The 20,533-nt window shown below is 56.2% G+C and carries 21 protein-coding genes and 1 tRNA gene; 10 read left to right on the top strand and 12 right to left on the bottom strand.

Going from position 1 to position 20,533, the window contains the following annotated elements; genetic code table 11:
- From bfr to ACXADZ_RS20390, 3 genes are all read right to left on the bottom strand, one after another.
- A complete protein-coding gene (bfr, locus tag ACXADZ_RS20400) occupies window positions 1-486 on the bottom strand; it encodes a bacterioferritin (protein ID WP_171091394.1) in 486 nt (161 codons plus the stop codon).
- Complete coding sequence (locus ACXADZ_RS20395; RefSeq protein ID WP_171188466.1) at window positions 434-727, bottom strand: (2Fe-2S)-binding protein; 294 nt, start codon at window positions 725-727, stop codon at window positions 434-436. Before ACXADZ_RS20395 ends, bfr begins: the two co-directional genes overlap by 53 nt.
- 78 nt (window positions 728-805) lie before the next feature.
- Window positions 806-2,077, bottom strand: coding sequence for an imelysin family protein (locus tag ACXADZ_RS20390; protein ID WP_475199397.1), 1,272 nt, complete (start codon window positions 2,075-2,077; stop codon window positions 806-808).
- Between the two features lie 234 nt (window positions 2,078-2,311).
- Between ACXADZ_RS20390 and ACXADZ_RS20385 the strand changes: the two genes are divergently transcribed.
- A complete protein-coding gene (locus tag ACXADZ_RS20385; protein ID WP_475199395.1) occupies window positions 2,312-2,851 on the top strand; it encodes a ZrgA family zinc uptake protein in 540 nt (179 codons plus the stop codon).
- Between the two features lie 147 nt (window positions 2,852-2,998).
- On the opposite strand, the gene ACXADZ_RS20380 is transcribed toward ACXADZ_RS20385, so the two are convergent.
- The 5 genes from ACXADZ_RS20380 to ACXADZ_RS20360 all read right to left on the bottom strand — a co-directional run bounded on the left by ACXADZ_RS20380 (window position 2,999) and on the right by ACXADZ_RS20360 (window position 7,795).
- Window positions 2,999-4,021 (bottom strand): HupE/UreJ family protein, encoded by a 1,023-nt coding sequence (locus ACXADZ_RS20380; RefSeq protein WP_475199394.1) that lies wholly within the window; start codon window positions 4,019-4,021, stop codon window positions 2,999-3,001.
- Complete coding sequence (locus tag ACXADZ_RS20375) at window positions 4,021-4,845, bottom strand: peptidyl-prolyl cis-trans isomerase (protein WP_171669549.1); 825 nt, start codon at window positions 4,843-4,845, stop codon at window positions 4,021-4,023. Before ACXADZ_RS20375 ends, ACXADZ_RS20380 begins: the two co-directional genes overlap by 1 nt.
- 349 nt (window positions 4,846-5,194) lie before the next feature.
- Window positions 5,195-5,271: transfer RNA gene (locus ACXADZ_RS20370), tRNA-Met, on the bottom strand.
- Between the two features lie 55 nt (window positions 5,272-5,326).
- Window positions 5,327-6,328, bottom strand: coding sequence for an alpha/beta fold hydrolase (locus tag ACXADZ_RS20365; RefSeq protein WP_171669551.1), 1,002 nt, complete (start codon window positions 6,326-6,328; stop codon window positions 5,327-5,329).
- A complete protein-coding gene (locus ACXADZ_RS20360) occupies window positions 6,329-7,795 on the bottom strand; it encodes a flavin-containing monooxygenase (protein WP_475199392.1) in 1,467 nt (488 codons plus the stop codon).
- A 229-nt stretch (window positions 7,796-8,024) separates the two neighbouring features.
- On the opposite strand from ACXADZ_RS20360, the gene ACXADZ_RS20355 reads away from it, so the two are divergent.
- From ACXADZ_RS20355 to ACXADZ_RS20340, 4 genes are all read left to right on the top strand, one after another.
- Window positions 8,025-9,572, top strand: coding sequence for a trimethylamine methyltransferase family protein (locus tag ACXADZ_RS20355; RefSeq protein WP_171091364.1), 1,548 nt, complete (start codon window positions 8,025-8,027; stop codon window positions 9,570-9,572).
- A gap of 71 nt (window positions 9,573-9,643) precedes the next feature.
- Entirely contained in the window at window positions 9,644-10,747 is a 1,104-nt protein-coding gene (locus ACXADZ_RS20350) for a mandelate racemase/muconate lactonizing enzyme family protein (protein ID WP_475199388.1), read from the top strand.
- Between the two features lie 14 nt (window positions 10,748-10,761).
- Entirely contained in the window at window positions 10,762-11,493 is a 732-nt protein-coding gene (locus ACXADZ_RS20345) for an SDR family NAD(P)-dependent oxidoreductase (RefSeq protein ID WP_475199386.1), read from the top strand.
- Window positions 11,490-12,224, top strand: a complete 735-nt coding sequence (locus ACXADZ_RS20340) for an SDR family NAD(P)-dependent oxidoreductase (RefSeq protein WP_475199384.1) — start codon at window positions 11,490-11,492, stop codon at window positions 12,222-12,224. The genes ACXADZ_RS20345 and ACXADZ_RS20340 overlap by 4 nt, the downstream gene beginning before the upstream one ends.
- A 10-nt stretch (window positions 12,225-12,234) precedes the next feature.
- Here the strand turns inward: ACXADZ_RS20340 and ACXADZ_RS20335 are convergent, their stop codons facing one another.
- The 4 genes from ACXADZ_RS20335 to ACXADZ_RS20320 are packed head-to-tail and all read right to left on the bottom strand — an operon-like array spanning window position 12,235 to window position 16,709.
- Window positions 12,235-13,575, bottom strand: a complete 1,341-nt coding sequence (locus ACXADZ_RS20335; protein WP_475199382.1) for an NAD(P)/FAD-dependent oxidoreductase — start codon at window positions 13,573-13,575, stop codon at window positions 12,235-12,237.
- Window positions 13,572-15,068: an aldehyde dehydrogenase gene (locus tag ACXADZ_RS20330; RefSeq protein ID WP_475199379.1), complete on the bottom strand. Its 1,497-nt coding sequence runs from the start codon at window positions 15,066-15,068 to the stop codon at window positions 13,572-13,574. Before ACXADZ_RS20330 ends, ACXADZ_RS20335 begins: the two co-directional genes overlap by 4 nt.
- Before the next feature lie 5 nt (window positions 15,069-15,073).
- A complete protein-coding gene (locus ACXADZ_RS20325) occupies window positions 15,074-15,991 on the bottom strand; it encodes a dihydrodipicolinate synthase family protein (RefSeq protein ID WP_475199376.1) in 918 nt (305 codons plus the stop codon).
- A gap of 7 nt (window positions 15,992-15,998) precedes the next feature.
- Window positions 15,999-16,709 (bottom strand): GntR family transcriptional regulator, encoded by a 711-nt coding sequence (locus ACXADZ_RS20320; RefSeq protein WP_475199372.1) that lies wholly within the window; start codon window positions 16,707-16,709, stop codon window positions 15,999-16,001.
- A gap of 162 nt (window positions 16,710-16,871) precedes the next feature.
- On the opposite strand from ACXADZ_RS20320, the gene ACXADZ_RS20315 reads away from it, so the two are divergent.
- From ACXADZ_RS20315 to ACXADZ_RS20295, 5 genes are all read left to right on the top strand, one after another.
- A complete protein-coding gene (locus ACXADZ_RS20315) occupies window positions 16,872-17,822 on the top strand; it encodes a GlxA family transcriptional regulator (protein WP_475199369.1) in 951 nt (316 codons plus the stop codon).
- A gap of 268 nt (window positions 17,823-18,090) precedes the next feature.
- Window positions 18,091-18,279: a hypothetical protein gene (locus ACXADZ_RS20310; RefSeq protein ID WP_475199367.1), complete on the top strand. Its 189-nt coding sequence runs from the start codon at window positions 18,091-18,093 to the stop codon at window positions 18,277-18,279.
- A 56-nt stretch (window positions 18,280-18,335) separates the two neighbouring features.
- Entirely contained in the window at window positions 18,336-19,523 is a 1,188-nt protein-coding gene (locus tag ACXADZ_RS20305) for a tyrosine-type recombinase/integrase (RefSeq protein WP_475199365.1), read from the top strand.
- The gene (locus tag ACXADZ_RS20300) at window positions 19,520-20,170 is read left to right on the top strand and encodes a hypothetical protein (RefSeq protein WP_475199362.1); all 651 of its coding nucleotides are present in this window, start codon (window positions 19,520-19,522) and stop codon (window positions 20,168-20,170) included. Before ACXADZ_RS20305 ends, ACXADZ_RS20300 begins: the two co-directional genes overlap by 4 nt.
- Window positions 20,171-20,269: 99 nt before the next feature.
- On the top strand, window positions 20,270-20,479 hold the full coding sequence (locus tag ACXADZ_RS20295) for a helix-turn-helix transcriptional regulator (protein WP_475199358.1): 210 nt from the start codon (window positions 20,270-20,272) through the stop codon (window positions 20,477-20,479).
- The last annotated feature ends 54 nt before the right edge of the window (window positions 20,480-20,533 follow it).

Here is a 20,533-nt window from a genome sequence, read left to right as displayed (position 1 = left end):
CTACTCGCCTTCGTCCATTTTTGACGCGTTGAGGTGCGCATAATTTGCTTCGCCGATCCTTTCGTACAGGTCGAGCTGCGTTTCGAGGAAGTCGATATGGCCTTCTTCATCCGCTATCAATCCTTCGAACAGCGACATTGAGACATAGTCGCCCACTTCGCGGCAGTGATCGCGTGCCTCGGCATAAAGCGCGCGCGCGTCCAGTTCGGCAGCAAGGTCACATTCCAGTGTTTCCTTGGGCGTTTGCCCAATGCGCAGCGGGTCCAGTTTCTGCAGGTTGGGGTGGCCTTCCAAAAAGATGATCCGCTCGATCAGCTTGTCCGCGTGCTGCATTTCTTCGATGCTTTCCTCGCGGCTTTTCTTGGCCATATGGCCAAGGCCCCAATCCTCTTGCAGCCGGTAATGCAACCAGTACTGACTGACTGCGGTCAGCTCATGCCGCAGAGATTTGTTGAGGTATTCGATGACCTTTGGATCGCCCTTCATCTGCTTTCTCCTGAGTTACTGCTGCGCGTAAGGCACGCAGTTGTGTGGGGACTTCCAGATTATCGCTTGCCCGCATTGTGTCTAGGAAAAGAGGCATGCACCCGCCACAATCCGCCGACTTTCCAAGGGCATGATAGATTTTGCCGGGGGTAATAATGGTCTGTGGGTCCGCCGTGCGCATCCAGTCAATGGCGGCACGAATATCATGATCAGAGATGTTGGTGCAGTGGCAGACAATCATTGTCGTTGGCTCGGGTTTTTTCAGGCGATCAGGTAGGGATACGGGCCAGGAGGCTGATCTTCCCGGCCCGCTCGGGGGTTATTGGAAAACGGCGTTGGGGTTATCCAGGCTGTCGGACCCTTCAAACGCGATCCCGTCCAGTTCAAGTGCTGTTACGATGCGTTCGATGGTTTTGGTTTGATCGACCAGACCGTTGACGCCACCCATGATCAGGGCCTCGCCACCTTTATTGCCGCGCTCCAGCATCTGGTCATAAGCAAACCCTGCTTCCGCAGTCGATTTTATCTTGCCCAAGGCTTGCATGGTTGCGGCCAGTTTCGCCTTCATCTCGGTGTCCAGCGCCGGGTCGGTTGCGATAACCAGATCCGACAGGGACGCGCCCGAAACCGGGGTGCCGTCGATGCGAGTGTAACTGCCCAGATAGACGTTCTGAATGCCCAGACCATCATAGTAATGGCTGTTGTGTGTATTGTCCGAGAAGCAGTCATGCTCTTCTTCGGGATCGTTCAGCATAAGCCCCAGACGCATCCGTTCACCTGCCTGCTCACCGTAAGACAGTGACCCCATGCCGGTCAGGATTGCACTGACGCCTGCGGCCTCGTTCTCCATCAGGGCGGCACGGGCTGCTCCGCCTTCCTTCCACTGATCTGCCATCCAGGCCAGGTCACTGACCAACAGGTTGGTCGCAGCACTCAGGTATTGGGCGCGACGGTCACAATTGCCGCCAGTGCAGTCATCGCCCTGCACATAGTCGGTGGCCGGGCGGTTGCCTGCACCTGCGCCGTGGCCATTCATATCCTGCCCCCACAACAGGAACTCGATCGCGTGATAGCCTGTGGCCACGTTGGCTTCGATTCCATCTGCCTCGTGCAGCGTTTCGCTCAGCAGTTCGGGGGTGATTTCGCCGGCGTCAATGGACGCGCCTGACAACTCGAAACTCGGGTTGGCGATGACGTTCAATACGGCAAATTCGTTCTCGTCAGTGGCACCGCCATAGGCTGCGTCGACATAATCGATCAGACCTTCGTCCAGCGGCCACGCATTCACTTTGCCTTCCCACTCATCAACGATGGCGTTGCCAAAGCGGTAAACCTCGGTCTGTTGATAGGGCACGCGTGCAGCGATCCAGGCGGCGCGGGCTGCGTTCAGTGTGGCCTCCGAAGGATCTGCGATCAGCGCATCAACGGCTGTTTGGAGGCGTTTGGCTGCGATCAGGCTGTCATCAAATTTTGCTTCAGCAATATTGGCGTAGTTTTCCAGTACATCTGCCTTGGCGGGTGCGTTACCGGCGAACGCTGCGGTTGCTGCGCAAAGTGTCAAAGCGCTGGCGGCTAAAAACAATTTGGTCATGGAATTGGTACTTTCTTGTCTGATTGTGCGGGAACGGCCCACTCACATTGCACCTGAATAACTGAGTGAATTACTCAGTAAAGTCAATCTGAGTTTTATTGTCGGAAATAAATTCTAAGCGCAGCGCAGCTAAACTCCCCATATCTGGTGGGGTCGGAACAGGCCGTTGCAATTGCACCGCAGTTGATTCGCGCTAGAATCAGCGTTGTGATTCTGTTTGTGGCGGTTTGGTTAATGAAGTGTGCAGTCCTGGCCATGTTCCTGTTTCCTGCAGCTCTTGCAGCGCAAGCAACGCAGGTGACAACGCCGCATCAACGTGGCACAGGTCAGTTGGACGTCGTCCTGACTGAGACAGGGTTTTCGTTGAAGCTCAGTGTGCCCAGCGTGGACATCGTGGGATTTGAAGCTCCGGTGTCCAATGATGACGAACGTACGCAAGTCGCTATCGCGATTTCTGAATTGTCCGAGCCCTTGGACCTGTTTGTTGTCCCGGAAGAAGCAGGATGTTTCACCGCATCCGCCAATGTCATCCTCACACACGACATTGCGGATCAGGTCGATGTGGCCTCTGGAAAATCCGCCAGCGAGGGTCACGCGGAGTTTCAGGCGGACTATGTTGTCCAATGTCAGGACATGAGCTTGCTGGACAGAATTGATTTTGCCTATTTCAAAAAATTCAGTGGGACGGAAAAACTGTCAGTCCGTGTCGAAGCTGGCGGGGTTACGCAAACTCATCAAGCGACCCGCGTAAACCGCAGCATAACCTTGCCGTAAATTGGATGATAGCAGCACTTGGTGCTTGTTATGGCGGTGGTTGGCTTCTGCGTGGTGACGGCTGAGATTTGTCTTGGACACTAAAGCCACAGATTAACCCACGGCAAAATTGGGTCCCGAAATTGACGGGCTGCTGTGTTCCATTGTCTACGTCCAAAATCCTACAACACGCTCCACTAGCCAATAAGATGCGATTGCACCAATCGCGTAGCTGACAATCGTATCAGCCAAGCCCTTTTGTTCGGTTTGGATGCGGGCTGCGGCAGGAACAAGCCGTGTGCATAGAATGCCAAGTGTCAAAACAACACCAACAAACAGCAATTGGCCAATCTCGACACCGATATTGAAGCCAAGGAGTGCCACAAAAATATCGCCTTGAGGCAAACCAATCTCGCTAAGAGCACCTGCGAAGCCCAGACCGTGCAACAGCCCGAACGAGAATGACACGATCCAGGGCCATCGTTCAGACAGGCGCAGTGTGTCGTGGTTTCGCTTGGCGATTTCGACCGCCAGAAACACGATCGACAATGCAATGACGGCTTCAACTGGCGGAGCAGGCACGTGAAGCAACCCAAGCGACGCCAAGGCCAGTGTGATGCTATGGGCAACTGTAAATGCGGTGATTGCTCCGATCAGACGCCAGACGTCCCGGATCAGAAAAAGCAGGGCGAAAACGAATAACAGGTGATCGAACCCTTCAAGGATATGTTCTGTCCCCAATTCCACATAGGTCACCAGCACCGACAGGCGGGTGGTTTCGGCAGGGATGAGGAATGTGGTTTCTGTCGGCGTCAGGCGTGCGCTGGTCGCGAGCGACTCCAACAGGTGCACCCGTACCAAAACATCCGCTTGCGTGTGTTCAAGGCCGGGAATTGCAAGGTTCGACCCAGCGATCCCGCCGCCGCAAGTGGTCTCCCAACTCGACACCCAGGCCGCGCCATCGAAATACGGGGCAGGGGGATGGGCAACTTCGCACTGCTCGGGCAAGCTGACGCCAATCGCCATCGGTTGCCCCTGCACATCCGGTTTTCGCCAGAATATGCGATAGCTTTCTGGGCCGGTTTCGGTGATCTCAAGATAACCCGGTTCAAGAGCGTGGGCATGTACAGCTGTCGCCTGAAAGATGGTCAGCACGCCAAGACCCAGAATGAACGCAATGTGGCGCAGCATCAGTTGACCGCCCGCAGGTCATTATTGACAGTGATCTGGTACTTGTCCTGCAATCCCTGCACGAACGCGTCTCTGACCTCTGACTGGTTAATTTCCCGCCACTTGGCCAGCACTTTGTCTTCAACATCTGCCAGATCGGGAAGTTCGGCTGGCGTTCTGTCAGTCACCCGCACCAGGTGCAGCCCATAGCCGGATTGTACCGGACCTGCCCAAAGGCCATCCGGAAGCTGTTCCAGCGCTGTCGCAAATCCAGTTCCGAACACGCCGTCTATACGAACAGTCGGAGCGAGCGGTACTTCTGAGGGCAGGAGGGTCAGATTCCTCAACCCCTCAGGCTTGCGTCCATCATTCAGCGCGATCAAAGTGGTTTCGGCCTGCGCAGCAAATGCGGGATCAAGAACCACCTGTTCAAACGCAATCTGAGACGGAGTTCGAAACTCCTCCGAATGGGCGCGATAAACCTCCTGCAGATCCTCTTGTGTTGGCGATGCCGCACCTGCGGCCGAAGTTGCAATAAACTCCATCTTCTGACGCAGGCGATTGCGGACGATCGGGTCTTGTTCGTCCATACGCAAGGCGCGCGCCTCGCGCACCAGGACTTCTTCAAGGACCAGATTGGTAATCAGCGCATCCAACTCTTCGCCGTCGGGCTTGCGCCTCCAAATGGCTTCAAACTGCCGTTCCAATGCTTCGATATCGGTTTGGGTGATATCAATCGCTTCGGAGTCAGGTTCGTTGCTTCCGACCAGTGCGAACAGCACGAAGATTCCCGCACCCATCAGAAGGAAATGAAGAAATGGTTCTCGAAGAACGCGGTATGCCATTGAGTTGTACCTCTTGGCCAATATCGTTGGTGAACTCTGAGTATCTTTCCGTCATCTAAACATAAAAATAAATCGATATGTGCGGTGAATTGGGTTTCGGACTTCGCGCACACAGAGAAAGCAGTGCGATTTCTCTGGCGACTCTCTCGCTTAGAGGGCGCATAAGGCCAATGTGTAAGTCGGTTTCGTAGTCAGGTTGCATACCCTAAATGACGCGATATCGGAATAAATTGCCCCCACATTTTCTCCAAAATGGCGCTTGAAACGCAAACCGGCTGGAAAGATGGTAGGAAGATCTCAAATACATCTCTGATTTTTTTCAAAATCAGCTTATTGTTTTGAGGAATTTTGGTAGCGGAGGAGGGACTTGAACCCCCGACACGCGGATTATGATTCCGCTGCTCTAACCAACTGAGCTACTCCGCCTTGAGTGAGAGGCGATGTAAGCGAGGGGCCGGGGAGGGTCAAGAGGGAAATCACCCTAACCGGGGATTTCTTTCAAGGCTTCTGGCACCGCATTCTGCATGGACGTACGAGGGACTGTCGTTGTTTCTACAATCCTGCGGATAAACGCAGCGCATGTTTCCGGTTCTGTAATCAGAATCATATGACCCAGCCCGTCCAGTTCTTCGTAACTCAGGCCATATTTGGTCATCGGAGGGCCGTGAAACGCCGGAGACAGGAGCGCGTCCTGACGGCCATAGAGGATACCCCCCGGCACAGACAGCTCGGGATACCTGGCCACTTGTGCATCGCAGCTGGCATCCAACCCTATAACATCCTGCGAGGCGGTGACAAATGCCGAAGGGCGCAGCCCAAGCGCGCCACCTGCACGGTCCAGAAAGTCATCCGGTGGGGTTTCCGGCCCAAAGGCCACGCCCAGACTGTGTGGTGCTGTTTTTGAGGCCATGGGCACAGCGATCGTGTTGGCGATCAGGCTGCGGAGCCATTCTGTCCGGATCTCGAGCGGTTTGAAGATCACCGGCGTTTCGGGCAGCCTGTGCGTCAGCGGGGCCAACAAAGCCAGGCCGGACACCCGCTGGGGATGATCCAAAGCCAGTGCCAGCGACACCGCGCCTCCCAGCGAGTGCCCCACCAGTACGGCTTGATCCACGCCTTTGGTCTCCAGAAATTCGGCAATCATTGCGGCTTGTTGCGGTAAATGTGCCAGTTCTGCCTTGTCTCGTGTCGAGTACCCGCATCCAGGCCGATCCAGCGCTATGACGTGATATTCCTCGGACAGTTGATCCACCAGCGCATACGTGAAGTGCTGTAACTGCCCGGCGAGGCCGTGAATCATGACAATGGTTTGTGCGTTGGGATCGCCCTTTTCCACAAAGTGAATGCTGCCGCCCTGAACGGGCACAATCTGACCCAGCTGTGGCACGGTTTTCAGACCCTGGCGCATTATCTTTCGGGTCCACAAAGCCATGGCCAGAAGAAAGGCGATAAAAGCTGCGATCAGGCTTAGAACAATTGTCATTTAGCTATCTCCGGGTCCAACGGGAATGTATTGCTCCAGCCCTGACTGTGCCATGAGTTTTTGAAATTCGCCAACAGTTCCCGGCCAAAGAGTCGTGTTTCTACCGTCCGCATCAATGTACCACGAGGTGCAACCCCCGGACTGCCAGACGCTGTCGGCATGACGATCCGCCATTTCCTGCGTAAAACCCGCCTGTTTCGTCTCGTCAGGTGTGATAGCGGAAAACCCTTTGCGCTTCATCTCGCTTAGGAGTCGGCCGATATGCTCGACCTGCGCCTCGATCATCAGCACGACCGAGTTGTGGCCCAAACCTGTATGCGGACCCAGCAAAACAAAGAAATTGGGAAATCCTGCGACCGATGTGCCCAGATGAGCGTTCATGCCGTTTGCCCATGCCTTGCGCAGTGTCAGTCCCTCAGAGCCCGTGATGTCCAGCCGCTCAACCACATTGGTCACGTGAAAGCCGGTGCCCCAGATCAGCACATCAGCCCGGATCTCAGTCCCGTCCAATGCTATGATTTTATCCCCGTCGATATGGGCAACGCCCTGCGGGACAACGCTGACATTGTCGCGGGCGAGCGTCGGGTACCAGTCATTCGAGCTGAGAATGCGTTTACAGCCGATCTGGTAGTCGGGTGTCAGAACGCGCCGTTCCTCTGGGTCGGTGATCGCGGTTTCCAGCGATTTTCGCCACATCTTCAGAGCAAAATTCATCGCCCGCTCTTCGCCCCGGAACACGCGGTGACGGAACTCAAAAAACATGAAAATCAGCTTGCGTCTGATACGTGGCAACAAAGGAATGCGGGCGTATAGCTTGCGTAACCACGGCGCGATCGGGCCATCCGGACGCGGCATCACGTATGGCGCGCTGCGCTGAAAGATGGTGACATGGCGTGCGAGTTTGACAATTTCAGGCACGAATTGCACAGCCGACGCCCCGGTGCCTATAACTGCAATCTCTTTGTCCGTCAGATCCACTTGGTGGTCCCATTGGGCCGAGTGAAAACTGGGGCCGGGAAAACTTTCTGCGTCCGGAAGATTCGGAATACTCGGATGATGCAAGGCCCCAATTGCAGAGACCAGAAACCGGGCCGACCATAGATCCCCATCAACGGTTTCAACGTGCCAGCGGCCGCCATCCCATCTGGCCGACTTCAGTTCACGCCCGAAATGGCACAGATCATAAAGCCCCTCTTGTCGCGCGACGTCTTTTAGGTAGGCCTGAATTTCGGCACCCCCGGCATAAGCACGGCTCCAGTGCGGGTTCGGATGGGTGGCCATGGAATAAAGGTGCGAGGGCACATCACAGGCCACGCCGGGATAGGTATTTTCGCGCCACGTGCCGCCGATATCATCGGCCTTTTCCAGAATCGCAATATCGGAGAGGCCACGTTTGCGGGCCTCAAGCGCCATGGTCAGCCCTGAAAAACCGGCGCCGATGATCAGCATTTCCGTCATGTGGTGCATTTCTGCGCCCCTCCTGAAACAAACATACGGGTACGTGTTGCAGATGTATGCACCTGTTTGACAGTGAAGCAGGTTACTTAACGAAAGGTAACCAAAGGTTCACTTGCGCTGCGTGCGCACGATAATCCCGGGATGTGACCCGTGTCGCTTCCTGCAAGCACATATCGCAATCAGAGAGGTAATCGCCCTGCGAATCCGCCAATTTGTGTGAAAATTGGAGGATTGCCCTTTGACTACTCGCACAGCTGCGCGGTCCGGTGGACGCTCTGCCCGCCGCGCCCAACGTACCGCTCCGAACTTTGCCATGCTGCCGGGCCTGACCCGAGGCATTCCCGTTTGCGAAGTCATGGACGGAAGCCAGGTCGAACGGATCGACAACGCCGCAATGGACATTCTGGAAAATGTCGGCGTTCAATTCCGTGACCCCATCGCGCTGGAAGACTGGAAGAAAGCCGGTGCCAAGGTTGTCGGAGAGTTGGTCTATCTGGACCGCAACATGGTGCGCGAGCTGATCTCGACGATCCCGGCGCAGTTCACCTATCATGCGCGCGACCCGCAAAAGAACCTTGCGCTGGGTGGCAAGCATTCGATCTTTGTTCCGATGACCGGCGCGCCTTTCCTGCGCGATCTGGATGACGTGCGCCGGAACCCGACGCTGGATGATCTGGCGATGTTCCATAAGCTTTCGCACATGATGCCTGCGCTGCACAGCTCGGCTCACCATATTGTCGAGCCTTATGATCACCCGATCAGCCAGCGGCACCTGCGCATCACCTATTCGTCGATGAAATATTCGGACAAAACTTTCATGGGCATGACCACCTCGCCCAAGAATGCCGAGGATGTGATGGATATGTGCGATATCCTGTTTGGTGAAGGCTTTATCGACGACCATCCTGTCACCACCGGCAACTGCAACGGCAACAGCCCTCTGGTGTGGGATGAAACCATGCTGGGCGCGATGCGTGCCTTTAGCCGACGCAACCAGCCGGTTTTGTGCTCGCCCTTCGTTTTGGGTGGTGCGAACACACCCGCGTCGGTGCCCGCGACCGTAGCGCAGCTGACAGCCGAGGCGTTGTCGGCGCTGGCCTACACACAGGTGATCCGCAAGGGTGCACCTGCGATCTGGGGGCACTACCTGTCGACCGTGTCGATGAAATCCGGTGCGCCCATGGCGGGAACGCCTGAAATCAGCTTGATGAATTTCATGATCGGTCAGATGGCGCGGTATTACGACGTGCCGTGGCGCACTTCGAACACGTTGGGCGGGGCTAAGACGTTTGACGCGCAAGCGGGATACGAATCCGCCACAACGCTCAGTGCTGTTATCCACGCCGGAGCCAACTATATCTGGCATTCGGCAGGCTGGAATGAGGCGGGCATGCACTGTTCAGTCGCCAAGTTCGTGGTGGATGCGGAACAATGCGCAATGGCTTACCGCATGGCGGAAGGTCCGAAATGGCACGATTTCGATCAGGCGCTTGCGGCGGTTCCGGATGTAGGCCCTGGTGGTCACTACCTTGGCCATCCGCACACGCAGGACAATTTCCAGACGGCGTTCTTTATGCCTGAACTCTTTGACAACAACTCGATCGAACAATGGGTGGCTGAGGGCGAAGTGGAAATCACAGAACGCGCCTTAAAGCACGCGCGAAAACTGCTGGCCGAGTACCAAGAGCCAAAACTGGACGAAGCCAAAAACGAGGCGCTTCTCGACTATATCGCGCGCCGCGAAAGGGAAATCCCTGCAGCGGATGAGTTGAACCAGACCTACTGATGCAATCTCCCCGTACTGGCCCGCCCGCAATCCGGGTGGGCCCTTTTTTCGTTCAGGACAAGCAGAGAAACATGAAGATCGCCGAACTCCATATCTACAGCCACGACCTGCCGGTTAAAAACGGACCCTACACTATGGCCAACGCACAGGTTTGGTCGCTGGATACTACTCTGGTCAAAGTTGTTGCGGATAATGGTCTGGTGGGTTGGGGCGAAACTTGCCCGGTTGGCCCGACATATGCTGAGGCACACGCAAAAGGCGCCCGCGCTGCATTGCTCGAAATGGCCCCCGGCCTGATCGGAACCGAAGCACTTCCGCTAACCTTGCATCGCCAGATGGATGGGCTGCTGAACGGGCACGCTTATGCCAAAGCAGCAATCGATATCGCAGTTCATGATGTGTTGGGCAAACATCTGGGCTTTCCTGTCTGCGATCTGCTGGGTGGTGCAACAACGGACACGGTGCCGTCCTATTATGCCACTGGCGTTGGTGCGCCGGACGATATTGCCCGTCTGGCCGCCGAAAAGATGGCCGAAGGCTACCCGCGTTTACAGATCAAGGTCGGGGGCCGCCCGGTTGAGATCGACATCGAAACCATCCGCAAGGTCTGGGACGTTGTCAAAGGGTCGGGTACACGTCTGGCTGTGGATGGCAATCGGGGCTGGACCACGCGCGACGCTTTGCGCGTCAGCCGCGAATGCCCTGAAATTCCGTTCATCATGGAACAGCCCTGCAACACCATTGAGGATTTGCAGAAGATCCGGCCTCAGGTCACGCACGGCATTTACATGGACGAAAACAGCACCAGTCTGAACACTGTGATCTCAGCAGCAGGGACCGGTCTGGTCGATGGGTTCGGGATGAAAGTCACTCGGATCGGTGGGTTGAACCCCATGCGCGCTTTCCGCGACATTTGCGAAGCCCGAAACCTTCCGCACACCTGCGATGACAGTTGGGGTGGGGATATCATCGCCGCTGCCTGTACTCATGTCGGTGCAACGGTTCGGCCCGATCTGCTGGAAGGCGTCTGGCTTGCCGCGCCTTATATCGAAGGCAACTATGATCCCGAAAATGGAATCCAGATCAAAGGCGGACATATTGCGTTACCAAACGGGCCGGGGCTGGGTGTGGTGCCTGATGAAGGTCAATTCGGCACCCCTGTTGCGTCGTTCTAACTGTGGATGATCTCATGAACCTGAATGGAAAATCGGCTTTGGTCACTGGTGCGGCTGGCGGCATCGGGGCGTCAATCGTTCACCGTTTGCGCGAAGTCGGGGCGCGGGTCGCGGTTGCGGACCGGTCGATCGATGGCATTGAGGCCGAGGCGTATATGCCCGGCGATCTGCTTGATCCAGACTATGCAGACCAATTGCCCAAGGCCGCGGCGTCTGCGCTGGGCGGGCTCGATATCGTGATCAACAACGCAGGTGTCATCACGCGCGGGTCTGTCACTGACACGTCGGATGCGGATTGGTCGTTGTCACTGGGCGTCAATGTCGAAGCCCCGTTTCGTATCTGTCGCGCGGCGATCCCGATCATGGCTGAAACAGGAGGGGGCGCTATCGTTAACACCGCGTCTTGTTGGGGGCTGCGCCCCGGTCCCAATCACGCCGTTTATTGCATGACCAAAGCGGCCATTGCGTCCCTGACCCAATGTATGGGAATGGATCACGCCCATCAGGGTATCCGCATCAACGCTGTATGCCCGAATGAGGTGAATACGCCTATGCTGCGCTCAGGATTTGAAAAGCGCGGCTTTGATCCAGATACGGCCGTGGCCGAGCTGGGCCAAACCGTGCCGCTGGGCCGCATCGCCGAGCCCGAGGATATTGCCGACGTCATCATGTTCCTCGTCTCGGACGCGTCGCGTTATGTTTGCGGTACACTGGTTGAAGTCAACGGTGGGAAGCCCGTTTCATGAAGCGGTTCGAGGGAAAAGTGGCGCTGGTCACAGGCGGGCGCAGTGGCATCGGTCAGGCCATTGCCCGTCGGTTGCGGGATGAGGGCGCACAGGTCTTTACCGCGCAACGAGGAGAAGACAGCGAGTTTCAAGGCATGGCAGCGGATTTCACCGACCCCGCCAGCCCTGCACAGGTAGTCAGTGAAGTGATTTCCGATGCTGGGCGCCTGGATGTGTTGGTCAACAACGCGGGTATGATGCAGGAAGCCTTGGTCGAAGACATGAGCCTTGAGGATTGGCACCGCAATCTGAAGGTCAACCTGACCGCTCCGTTCCTGATGATCAAAGCCGCGCTGCCACATCTGCGTCAAACCCGTGGCAGCATCGTCAACACCGGGTCTATTGAAGGTTTGGGCAGCAATCCCGGTCACGCGGCTTATTGCGCGACCAAAGCGGGTCTGCATGGTCTGACCCGCGCCGTCGCCGTGGATCACGGGGCTGAAGGTATTCGCTGCAATGCCGTGGCACCCGGATGGATCGATACCGATCTGAACGAGGATTTCATTGAATCCATGCCCGATCCCGCTGCATTTCGTCGTGACGTTGCCAAAATCCACCCTGTGGCCCGGACCGGGCAATCCGAAGAGGTTGCAGCGCTCGTCGCCTTTCTGGCGTCAGCAGATGCGGGTTTTATCACCGGGCAGGTTTACACGGTGGATGGCGGGCGTATGGCCAAGCTCAGCTTGCCCTGACGCCGACACATCATTCCTTGCCGGATCGCCATTCTTTCCAGAACAGGTAGCTGTTTGCCCCAAGCGAGGCGAATGGCTCGGGCGGTAATCTGGGAAGGTCCGGCTGAGCTAGAAAGTGATCTGCGATTTCTGACCCGCCCTGCATCACCAGTTCCGCGATACCCATGCCCTGCAGGGTCCCTCGGGCTATGCCAAGACCATTTTGACAGCAGGCCGAAAATACGCCGTTTTCAAGCTCACCAAACGCTGCGGACCCATTTCGGCTAAGGCAGAGCATTCCGGCCCAGCGGTGCTCCATCTTGACGCCTGGCAGGTGCGGGAAACGTTCCTTGAACTTGCGGTCATGTACCCGGCCAGCACTGCGCATCCGCGTCGCGCTGGTTTCGATCGTTGGATGAAAGCTGGAACCGGTGCGGATCAGGATGCGATCGCCGTAGCTGCCGGAAATGCGCCGTACCGATGTGCCCATCGGATCGGCCGGTGTTACCGACCAGCGCGATTGACCGCCTAGCGTCTTGATCTGTGCCTCGGTCAGCGGGGTCGAGATCGAGGCGTAAAGGCAGATATGCATCAATCGTCGTTGGTAGAAACCAAAGCTTTCGAGATGGCCGTTATTGGCCAGAATGATACTCCCGGTGCTGACCCTGGCTTTGGCGGTGTTGACCACCCAGCCTGCGCCCTGCTTTTCGAAACTGGTAACGGGCGAGTTCTCGAACACGTCAATTCGTTCAGCCAATTGGGCTGAAAGCGCCCGCACATAGGCTGCGGGCTGGATCATCACTGTACCCGGCGCGTAAAGCCCCGAGGTGTAGTGTGGGCTGCCCGTGATCTCTTGCATCTGCTGCTGGTCATAGAGCGTATGTGGCTCGCCCAGTTTCGTCAGGTGCTGAGCGAATTCTCGGTTATGCGCGTCGCCCGCCCTGGTGGCAGCGGCATTGTACTTACCGCAAGGGTCGAACATCTCTTGCGGCAGAGCACGTTCCGAGGCTACGTCGGTCGCAAAAGCTATGGCCTTGCGGTTCAACGCAATGGCAGCACGATCTGCCTCTAACGCATCGCCCGCGTAGTTGTCCGAGGCCAGATCATGGGGCAGGTCGATCATGAAGCCCGAGTTCCGCCCCGCAGAACCATCCGCAAATCGGCCCGCTTCCAGGAGAACGATCTTGAGTGACGGATCCAGTTGATGAAGACGCCGCGCGGTGCTGAGCCCGGCAAACCCACCGCCGACAATGGTGATGTCGGCGGTCAGGTCCTTGTCCAGCTCCGGCAAAGGTGTCTGAGGCGGCAGGATGGCATTCCATCCCGCCGGACCCGTCTGCCGGGGTAGTCTTTTGGCCTCGAACCGCGTCAATCCACGGCCTCGTCTGCGTCGTCGGCCAGATCGATCCAGATGGTTTTCAACTGGGTGTACTGATCATGGGCGTGGACAGAATTGTCACGACCGCCAAAGCCAGACTGCTTGTAGCCGCCAAATGGCGTGGTGATGTCGCCTTCGCCAAAGCTGTTGACCGTCACAGTGCCCGCCCGAATGGCCCGCGCACCGCGTATGGCACGCTTGGCATTGGCCGTGAAGATCGAGGCACACAGGCCATAATCGGTGTCATTGGCGATCTTGATGGCTTCGTCAAAGCCTGACACTTCGATCACCGACAGAACCGGGCCAAAGATCTCCTCCCGCGCCAGCGTGGCGTCATTGCCGGGTACTTCGACCACCGTAGCCTCGACAAAGCCTTTGTCGGCTTTACCGCCGATCACCACGTTCTCGGCCTGATCCAGATAACCGCAGACCTTGTTGTAATGCCCTTCGCTCACCAGCGCGCCCATGCGGGTTTCCGGGTCCAGCGGGTCGCCGATATTCCACTGTTTGGCATGATGCGCGATGCGCTCCAGCAACTCTGCCTTTACATCCTTGTGCACGATCAGACGCGACGAGGCCGAGCAGTTCTCGCCCATGTTCCAGAACGCGCCGTTGACGACATGCGCGGCCACTCGGTCGAGGTTTTCAGCGTCATCCATGACGATGGCCGGGTTTTTACCGCCCATCTCCAGCACCACTTCTTTGGCGTTGCTTTCGGCGGAATAAGTCAGGAAGCGTTTGCCGGTCACGGTCGATCCGGTGAAAGACACCATGTCTATATCCATATGCCGCCCGATGGGTTCACCGACGTCTGCGCCGCCGCCGGGAACGATGTTCAGAACGCCGCGCGGCAACCCAGCCTCCATCGCCAGCTCGGCCATACGCAGGGCGGTCAGCGTGGTCTCAGCCGCTGGTTTCACTACGACCGAGCAACCTGCCGCTAGAGCAGGCCCGATTTTCCACGCCAGCATCAGCAGCGGGAAGTTCCAGGGCAGCACTAGGCCGACAACGCCAATTGGTTCGCGCACCACCATGGCGATGTGATCGTCGCTGGCGGGCGAGACTTGATCGTAAATCTTGTCAATCGCCTCGGCGTGCCATTTCAGGCAGTGGATCGTCTCGGGCACGTCCACGGTTTCGCAATCAAAGATGGTCTTACCGCTGTCGATGCTTTCCATCACCGCCAGTTCGCGCGCATTGCGGGTCATCAGTTTGCACAACCGGATCAGCACATCTTTGCGTTCGCTCGGATGAAGCTTGGACCAACGGCCATCGTCAAACGCCTCGCGCGCCTTTTCGACAGCAAAGTCCACATCCGCTGCGCCGCAAGACGCGATATCCGCCAGTTTGCCACCAGTGGCTGGGTTCACTGTCTCAAAGGTCTCACCCGAAATCGCGGGACGGAATGCACCGTCGATGAAAGCGCCAGTGGGCAGCGTCAAGCCTGCGGCGATGGATTTGTATTCGTCCTGTGTCAGCAGATCCATGTCTCTTACCCCTCAGCCACAATGTCAGCGATTGTCTTCTTGAGCACACGCGTCACCTGTTCCAACGCGCGTTTGTCGTCTTTGTTCAGACCCTTCAGCGGAGGCCGCATGGCGCCCGCATCGATCCCGTTCATAGTCACGCCATGCTTGATGGTCTGGATGAACTTTCCACCCTGTTCCAGTACCCGCATCAGCGGCATCATCGCGGACATGATCCGCCGACCTTTGGAGAAATTCCCCTCAATCACGCAGGCATTGTAAAGCGCCACATGCTCGGCAGGCAGGAAGTTCGACCCGCCACAGACCCAGAACGGTGCGCCCCAGGCGAAGAACTCTAGCGCCTGGTCGTCCATACCGCAGCCCAGCTGGATGTGAGGATAGTCCCGCGCCAACAGGTGCACCCTGTTAATATCGCCCGAGCTTTCCTTGATGCCGCAGAAGTTTCGGCTGCGGCCTACACGGTCAAGGAACTCCTCTCCCATCATCGTGCCGGTGCGGTGGGGATAGTTGTACAGCATCACGGGCAGATCGGCGGCCTTGTCGATGGCTAACGCGTTCAGCGCATTTTCCCGGTCGGTCGGCACCGAGTAGGGCGGGCTGGCCAGCAGGATCGCATCTGCGCCAATCTCACGTGCGCCCGATGCCAAAGCAATCGAGTCCGACGTTAGCATCGCGCCTGTGCCAACCACCAACGGCAGTTTGCCATTCAGCTTCTCATGAGTGAATTTGGCCAGCTCCAGCCGTTCTTCCACGGTCTGGGCATAGTTTTCACCGGTCGATCCGCCGGAGATCAGACCATGCACTCCGTTCTCGATCAGGTATTCGATCACGTCCGACAGGGCGTCCCAATTTACGCTGCTATCGTTGTGATAGGGCGTGACCACAGGGGTATAGATACCCTCAAACTTGAAAATCGGGTTCATTCCGTCCTCATGCAGGTTTCGAAAGGGGCGGGACGCCCATTGGGACATCCAGCGCGTCAGGCATCACGAACATTTCAATTTGATCGCGTGACAGGTTCCAGTGATCTTCGGCTAGCTTCGCAGCAGCGGCTTCATCTCGCGCTTCGATGGCTGCGATGATCGCGTCATGCTGTTGGCTGGCAAGAGACAGGTTTTCCGACATTTCACCGCTTTGCGGGCGGTAAAAGGTCATGCCGATCCTTGCGTGATCGATCAGCAGTCGGTTGAACGACGGCAGAAGGTAGACATTACCGGACATTTCGCCGGTCACATCGTGAAAACGGTTGTTGGCCAGTGCTCGGTCTTCGCCAGAGCCCTTGCGCAGCGCCGTTTTGAACGCTTGCTGTGCGTCTTTAAGGGCGTCGATTTGAGCAGGGCTAGCATTCACCGCCGCCAGACGCAGGATTGCGCCGTACACCATTGGGGCAGCAAGAAAGAAATCACGCAGCGTGGTATACGACATCTCGGATACCCGTGCGCTGCGGTTTGTTCGCAGGTCAAGATAGCCTTCTCCGGCCAATTGCCTGAAGACCTCGCGCAGCGGTGTGCGTGACAGACCAAATTCGTCGGACAAATGCGCTTCATCCAGATCTGTGCCTGGCTGCAGGCGCAGCGTCAGGATGGATGTTTTCAGATGCTCTTGTAACGCGGCTTTACGCGATTTGGCTTCGTCTTTCATTCCCTGAATCCGTTCTTTTTGCGCTGCGCTCGAATCGTGTGCGGTGATTGCTATGTATTCCAAGAAAATACAACTTGTATACAAAAAATTTTCGTGCAGCATGGGCGCCTGCAAAATAGACTCACATTTGGGCGCTGCCCCAATTTCAAAACGGTACAACTCATGCCAAAAACGCGGCACATCACATTTGTCTTGGTTGAAGAGTTCTCGCACCTCGCATTCTCATGCGCGGTCGAACCGCTGCGCATTGCAAACCTTGTAAGCGGGGAAGACCTTTATAGCTGGAACTTCGTGTCCGAGCAGGGCGAACAAGCGGTGTGTTCCAACGGATCAGTCACATTGGTGCACTCCGGGCTGGAAAGCCTGACCAAATGTGACCAGCTTTTTGTTCTGTCGGGTATCCATATGCGCAAGCATGTCACGCGCCCTTTGCTGGCTACCCTGCGACGCGAACGCGCCCGCGGCACACCGATCGGGGCTCTTTGCTCAGGTGCCTGGGTGTTGGCCGAGGCCGGTTTTTTGGACGGTATGCAGGCTGCGATCCACTGGGAATACCATGACGCTTTCATGGAAGCGTTTCCCGAAGTTAATCTGGTCCGCAGCGTGTTTGTGGCTGACGAAAAGCACATTACCGCGTCCGGTGGTACTGCGACGGCAGATTTGATGCTTCACCTGATCGAGCGTGACCATGGCGAAGAGCTGGCAATCGATGTGGCCGATCAGATGGTTTACAATGCGGTGCGCAATGCAACGGCGAAACAGCGGGTATCGCTGCAATCACGCAATGGCATGCGTAACGCGCATCTCGCCAAGGCGATCAACATCATGCAGGACAGTATAGAAACCCCCGTCTCGCCGTCCTTCATTGCCGAAGAGCTTGGAATTTCCACTCGGCAGCTTGAAAGGTTGTTCGGGAAGTATCTGAATACGTCACCCAAGAAGTATTTTATGGAGATGCGGTTGGAGCGGGCTCAGAAGCTGCTGCTGCAAACCGAGGCCTCGGTCACTGAGATCGCAATTGCCTGCGGGTTCGAAAACCCCGGCCATTTTTCGCGTGTGTACCGGTCCAGCTTTGGCGTCACACCGCACGAGCAGCGCAACAAGATTGACTGAGTACCGTTTACGTAAGAATTCTGCTGTTCGATACGGCAGGGGATGCCGCACTTACCCGGTCCAAAACGGACCAGAGCGGGCATCCCCCTAACCCTGCCGAGATACCCCCTCATTAAAACCGGACTAGTCAACAGATCGACAGGATGATGCAGTAATAGATAGCGATATTGGCATAACTATTACCAGAACTTGTCATCGATGAGTTTCTTGTGCCCACATTCCTTAATCTTTGCCTTAATTTCGATCTTCGGATCTCTCATGAGAGGTCGTGAGCCTGCAGGAAAACACAGGTTTCACCGCGCTCAGCACCGTCAAATTTTTTGCTTTTTTGGGAATGGTGCTGCTGGAGGGCATTGAAACCCTATACCTAGGTATCTCAGAAAATCTCATGCAGAGATTAAATGTCTGGAAAAGCTTAACTTATCTCCTTCACTCGGTCTCAATTGATCTCGACTAACGGCAGCACATACCATACCTAGGGGTGGACCAATAGGTGGGCTGGTGGAGCGCTATATGGCGAAGAACAAATTGAGCGCGCGCGGCGTTCTTGCATTGGAGAGCGGAAAGCACTGCGATGGCGCAGGGCTCTGGCTTGTGAAGGCAGATTCCAAAAGCGGTAAATGGGTTCTTAGACTGACGGTTTTCGGTAAGCGACGGGAAATGGGCCTCGGGCGGTGGCCGGATGTTGGCTTGGCGGAAGCCCGGGAAACAGCTGACGCAGCACGACGCGAATTGCGAGAAGGCCGAGACCCGATTAGAGAGAGGCAAAAGCGGCGTGTGGAAGCCCAGCGCAATTTGCATCTGTTTAGAGACATCGCTCGGGACGCGTTTGAAGCGCGGAAGTCTGAGTTGCGGGGTGGCGGAAAGGCGGGGCGTTGGTTTAGCCCGCTGGAGTTACACGTCATACCCAAACTTGGTCATGTGCCGGTTGCTGAAATTACTCAGATCGATCTGCGGGATTGCCTTGCGCCTATCTGGCATGAGAAAGCCGAGACTGCTCGGAAGGCGTTGACACGGACATCTATTTGTCTGAAGCATGCAGCCGCGCTGGGCATTGATGTTGACTTGCAGGCCCCCAGGAAGGCACGTGCATTGCTTGGCAAACCACGTAAGGCCACCACCAACATTCCGTCGCTTGCATGGAGTGAAGTGCCTGAGTTCTACAAAAGCTTGGACGAAGGTACAGTCACCCACCTCGCTCTGAAACTTCTAATTTTGACCGGAGTACGGTCACGGCCAATACGGTATTTGAGGGAAGAGCAGATTGACGGTGATATCTGGACTATTCCGGCGGAACAGATGAAAGGGCGCGAGGGCGCTACCGTTGAGTTCCGTGTTCCGCTTTCGAATGAAGCGCTTCATGTCCTTGGAGACGCGCGGCGACATGCTCGCGACGGCTATCTGTTTCCGAGTATTCGGAAAGGGGTGATCTCGGACGCTACGATGTCGCGATTGATGGAGCGTCGTGGCATGAGCGCCCGTCCGCACGGATTTCGTTCAAGTCTCCGCGTGTGGTTGGCAGAGGCAACCAATGCGCGTCACGAAGTTGCAGAAACCATGCTTGGTCACGTTGTGGGCAGTTCTGTCGAACGCGCCTATCGGCGAACCGACTTTCTCGACCAACGTCGTGTGCTGCTGGAGCGCTGGGCGTCCCACCTCACTGACAATACAGATACAATCATAAAATTGGCCACTGCATGAATCAGGATCGTCGTTATCTTCCCTTGTACAACGGAAACGGCGAATGGATCTCTCGCCCAGATCTCTTTGTTTTGGTTCGAATGGGCGCTCCAGACGACGAAAAAGAGAGCACCATTTGGGAGGCCTACCGGCACATGTCAGAAATCTCGGATAACAGTAGCATTGAATTGAACCCTTTGGACGCAATAATCGAAAGAAAGTTCGTAAGATCTAACATGTCCGAGCGTAGATACGCTGCAATGGTGGTGCGCGAGATCGCGCGACTCTATCTCAACGGCGTAACGCCAACTTTGGGCAAAGCGGTTAAGCTGATTACACGACCATTGCTGGAGGAACAAGGCGCCAGATTGGAAAGCTCGGTCTCTGAACAAGTGAGAAAGGCTTTCAGCCGGTTTCGCAATACTTGCCACCTTGAAGCCGCTTATCGATCAGACGGTCCAAGGTTTCAGACCTTTGAAAATGACCCGAAGAAATTCGACGAGTTCCTTTCGAAAGCCAAAGCCTTAGAGGAACTTTTAGACTGGGTCTCTGCGCAAGGAAGTTTGAAATGGAACCCGTGGCGCGTTCCGGAGCATTTTACTCCCACTTTTAAAGGAAAAGTCACGAAATTGAGCGTTCAAGAAAAGGCTCTGATCAGCGTAGCCTAAAAGCCAAGTTTGGGGGGAGAAATTTTTTCTCCCCTCCCCGCATGATCTTAGATCGCCTCTAGATGACTCAACGCTCATCAAAACGAGGCATCTAGTCATATGAACGCTGAAGCCAACTCAATTCATACCGAAATCGATCCATTGCTTAAGGTGGCGGAAGCCGCAGAGCTGCTTGCAATCAGCGTGCCGAGCTTCTGGCGCCGTATCGCGGATGGGTCGGTTCCCAAGCCAATCAAACTTGGTGGATCTTCTCGGTGGCCTCGTTCCGAAATCCTTGCTGTCATCGCTGAAGCCAAAGCCAACCGGTAACAAACCGGCCAGCAACGCTTGCGAGCGGCTATATGTCTTCCTCCGCTTTTCTAA

The organism is Ruegeria sp. ABM4_193 (assembly GCF_056158705.1).
The sequence above is the reverse complement of the archived record's forward strand: the minus strand, read 5'-3'. Positions and strand labels throughout refer to the sequence as shown.

Bases quoted from the DNA above. Each gene is read 5' to 3' on its own strand.
- bfr (WP_171091394.1), bottom strand. From the start codon at position 486: ATGAAGGGCGATCCAAAGGTCATCGAATACCTCAACAAATCTCTGCGG.
- ACXADZ_RS20395 (WP_171188466.1), bottom strand. From the start codon at position 727: ATGATTGTCTGCCACTGCACCAACATCTCTGATCATGATATTCGTGCC.
- ACXADZ_RS20390 (WP_475199397.1), bottom strand. From the start codon at position 2,077: ATGACCAAATTGTTTTTAGCCGCCAGCGCTTTGACACTTTGCGCAGCA.
- ACXADZ_RS20385 (WP_475199395.1), top strand. From the start codon at position 2,312: ATGAAGTGTGCAGTCCTGGCCATGTTCCTGTTTCCTGCAGCTCTTGCA.
- ACXADZ_RS20380 (WP_475199394.1), bottom strand. From the start codon at position 4,021: ATGCTGCGCCACATTGCGTTCATTCTGGGTCTTGGCGTGCTGACCATC.
- ACXADZ_RS20375 (WP_171669549.1), bottom strand. From the start codon at position 4,845: ATGGCATACCGCGTTCTTCGAGAACCATTTCTTCATTTCCTTCTGATG.
- ACXADZ_RS20365 (WP_171669551.1), bottom strand. From the start codon at position 6,328: ATGACAATTGTTCTAAGCCTGATCGCAGCTTTTATCGCCTTTCTTCTG.
- ACXADZ_RS20360 (WP_475199392.1), bottom strand. From the start codon at position 7,795: ATGCACCACATGACGGAAATGCTGATCATCGGCGCCGGTTTTTCAGGG.
- ACXADZ_RS20350 (WP_475199388.1), top strand. From the start codon at position 9,644: ATGAAGATCGCCGAACTCCATATCTACAGCCACGACCTGCCGGTTAAA.
- ACXADZ_RS20345 (WP_475199386.1), top strand. From the start codon at position 10,762: ATGAACCTGAATGGAAAATCGGCTTTGGTCACTGGTGCGGCTGGCGGC.
- ACXADZ_RS20340 (WP_475199384.1), top strand. From the start codon at position 11,490: ATGAAGCGGTTCGAGGGAAAAGTGGCGCTGGTCACAGGCGGGCGCAGT.
- ACXADZ_RS20330 (WP_475199379.1), bottom strand. From the start codon at position 15,068: ATGGATCTGCTGACACAGGACGAATACAAATCCATCGCCGCAGGCTTG.
- ACXADZ_RS20325 (WP_475199376.1), bottom strand. From the start codon at position 15,991: ATGAACCCGATTTTCAAGTTTGAGGGTATCTATACCCCTGTGGTCACG.
- ACXADZ_RS20320 (WP_475199372.1), bottom strand. From the start codon at position 16,709: ATGAAAGACGAAGCCAAATCGCGTAAAGCCGCGTTACAAGAGCATCTG.
- ACXADZ_RS20315 (WP_475199369.1), top strand. From the start codon at position 16,872: ATGCCAAAAACGCGGCACATCACATTTGTCTTGGTTGAAGAGTTCTCG.
- ACXADZ_RS20305 (WP_475199365.1), top strand. From the start codon at position 18,336: ATGGCGAAGAACAAATTGAGCGCGCGCGGCGTTCTTGCATTGGAGAGC.
- ACXADZ_RS20300 (WP_475199362.1), top strand. From the start codon at position 19,520: ATGAATCAGGATCGTCGTTATCTTCCCTTGTACAACGGAAACGGCGAA.
- ACXADZ_RS20295 (WP_475199358.1), top strand. From the start codon at position 20,270: ATGAACGCTGAAGCCAACTCAATTCATACCGAAATCGATCCATTGCTT.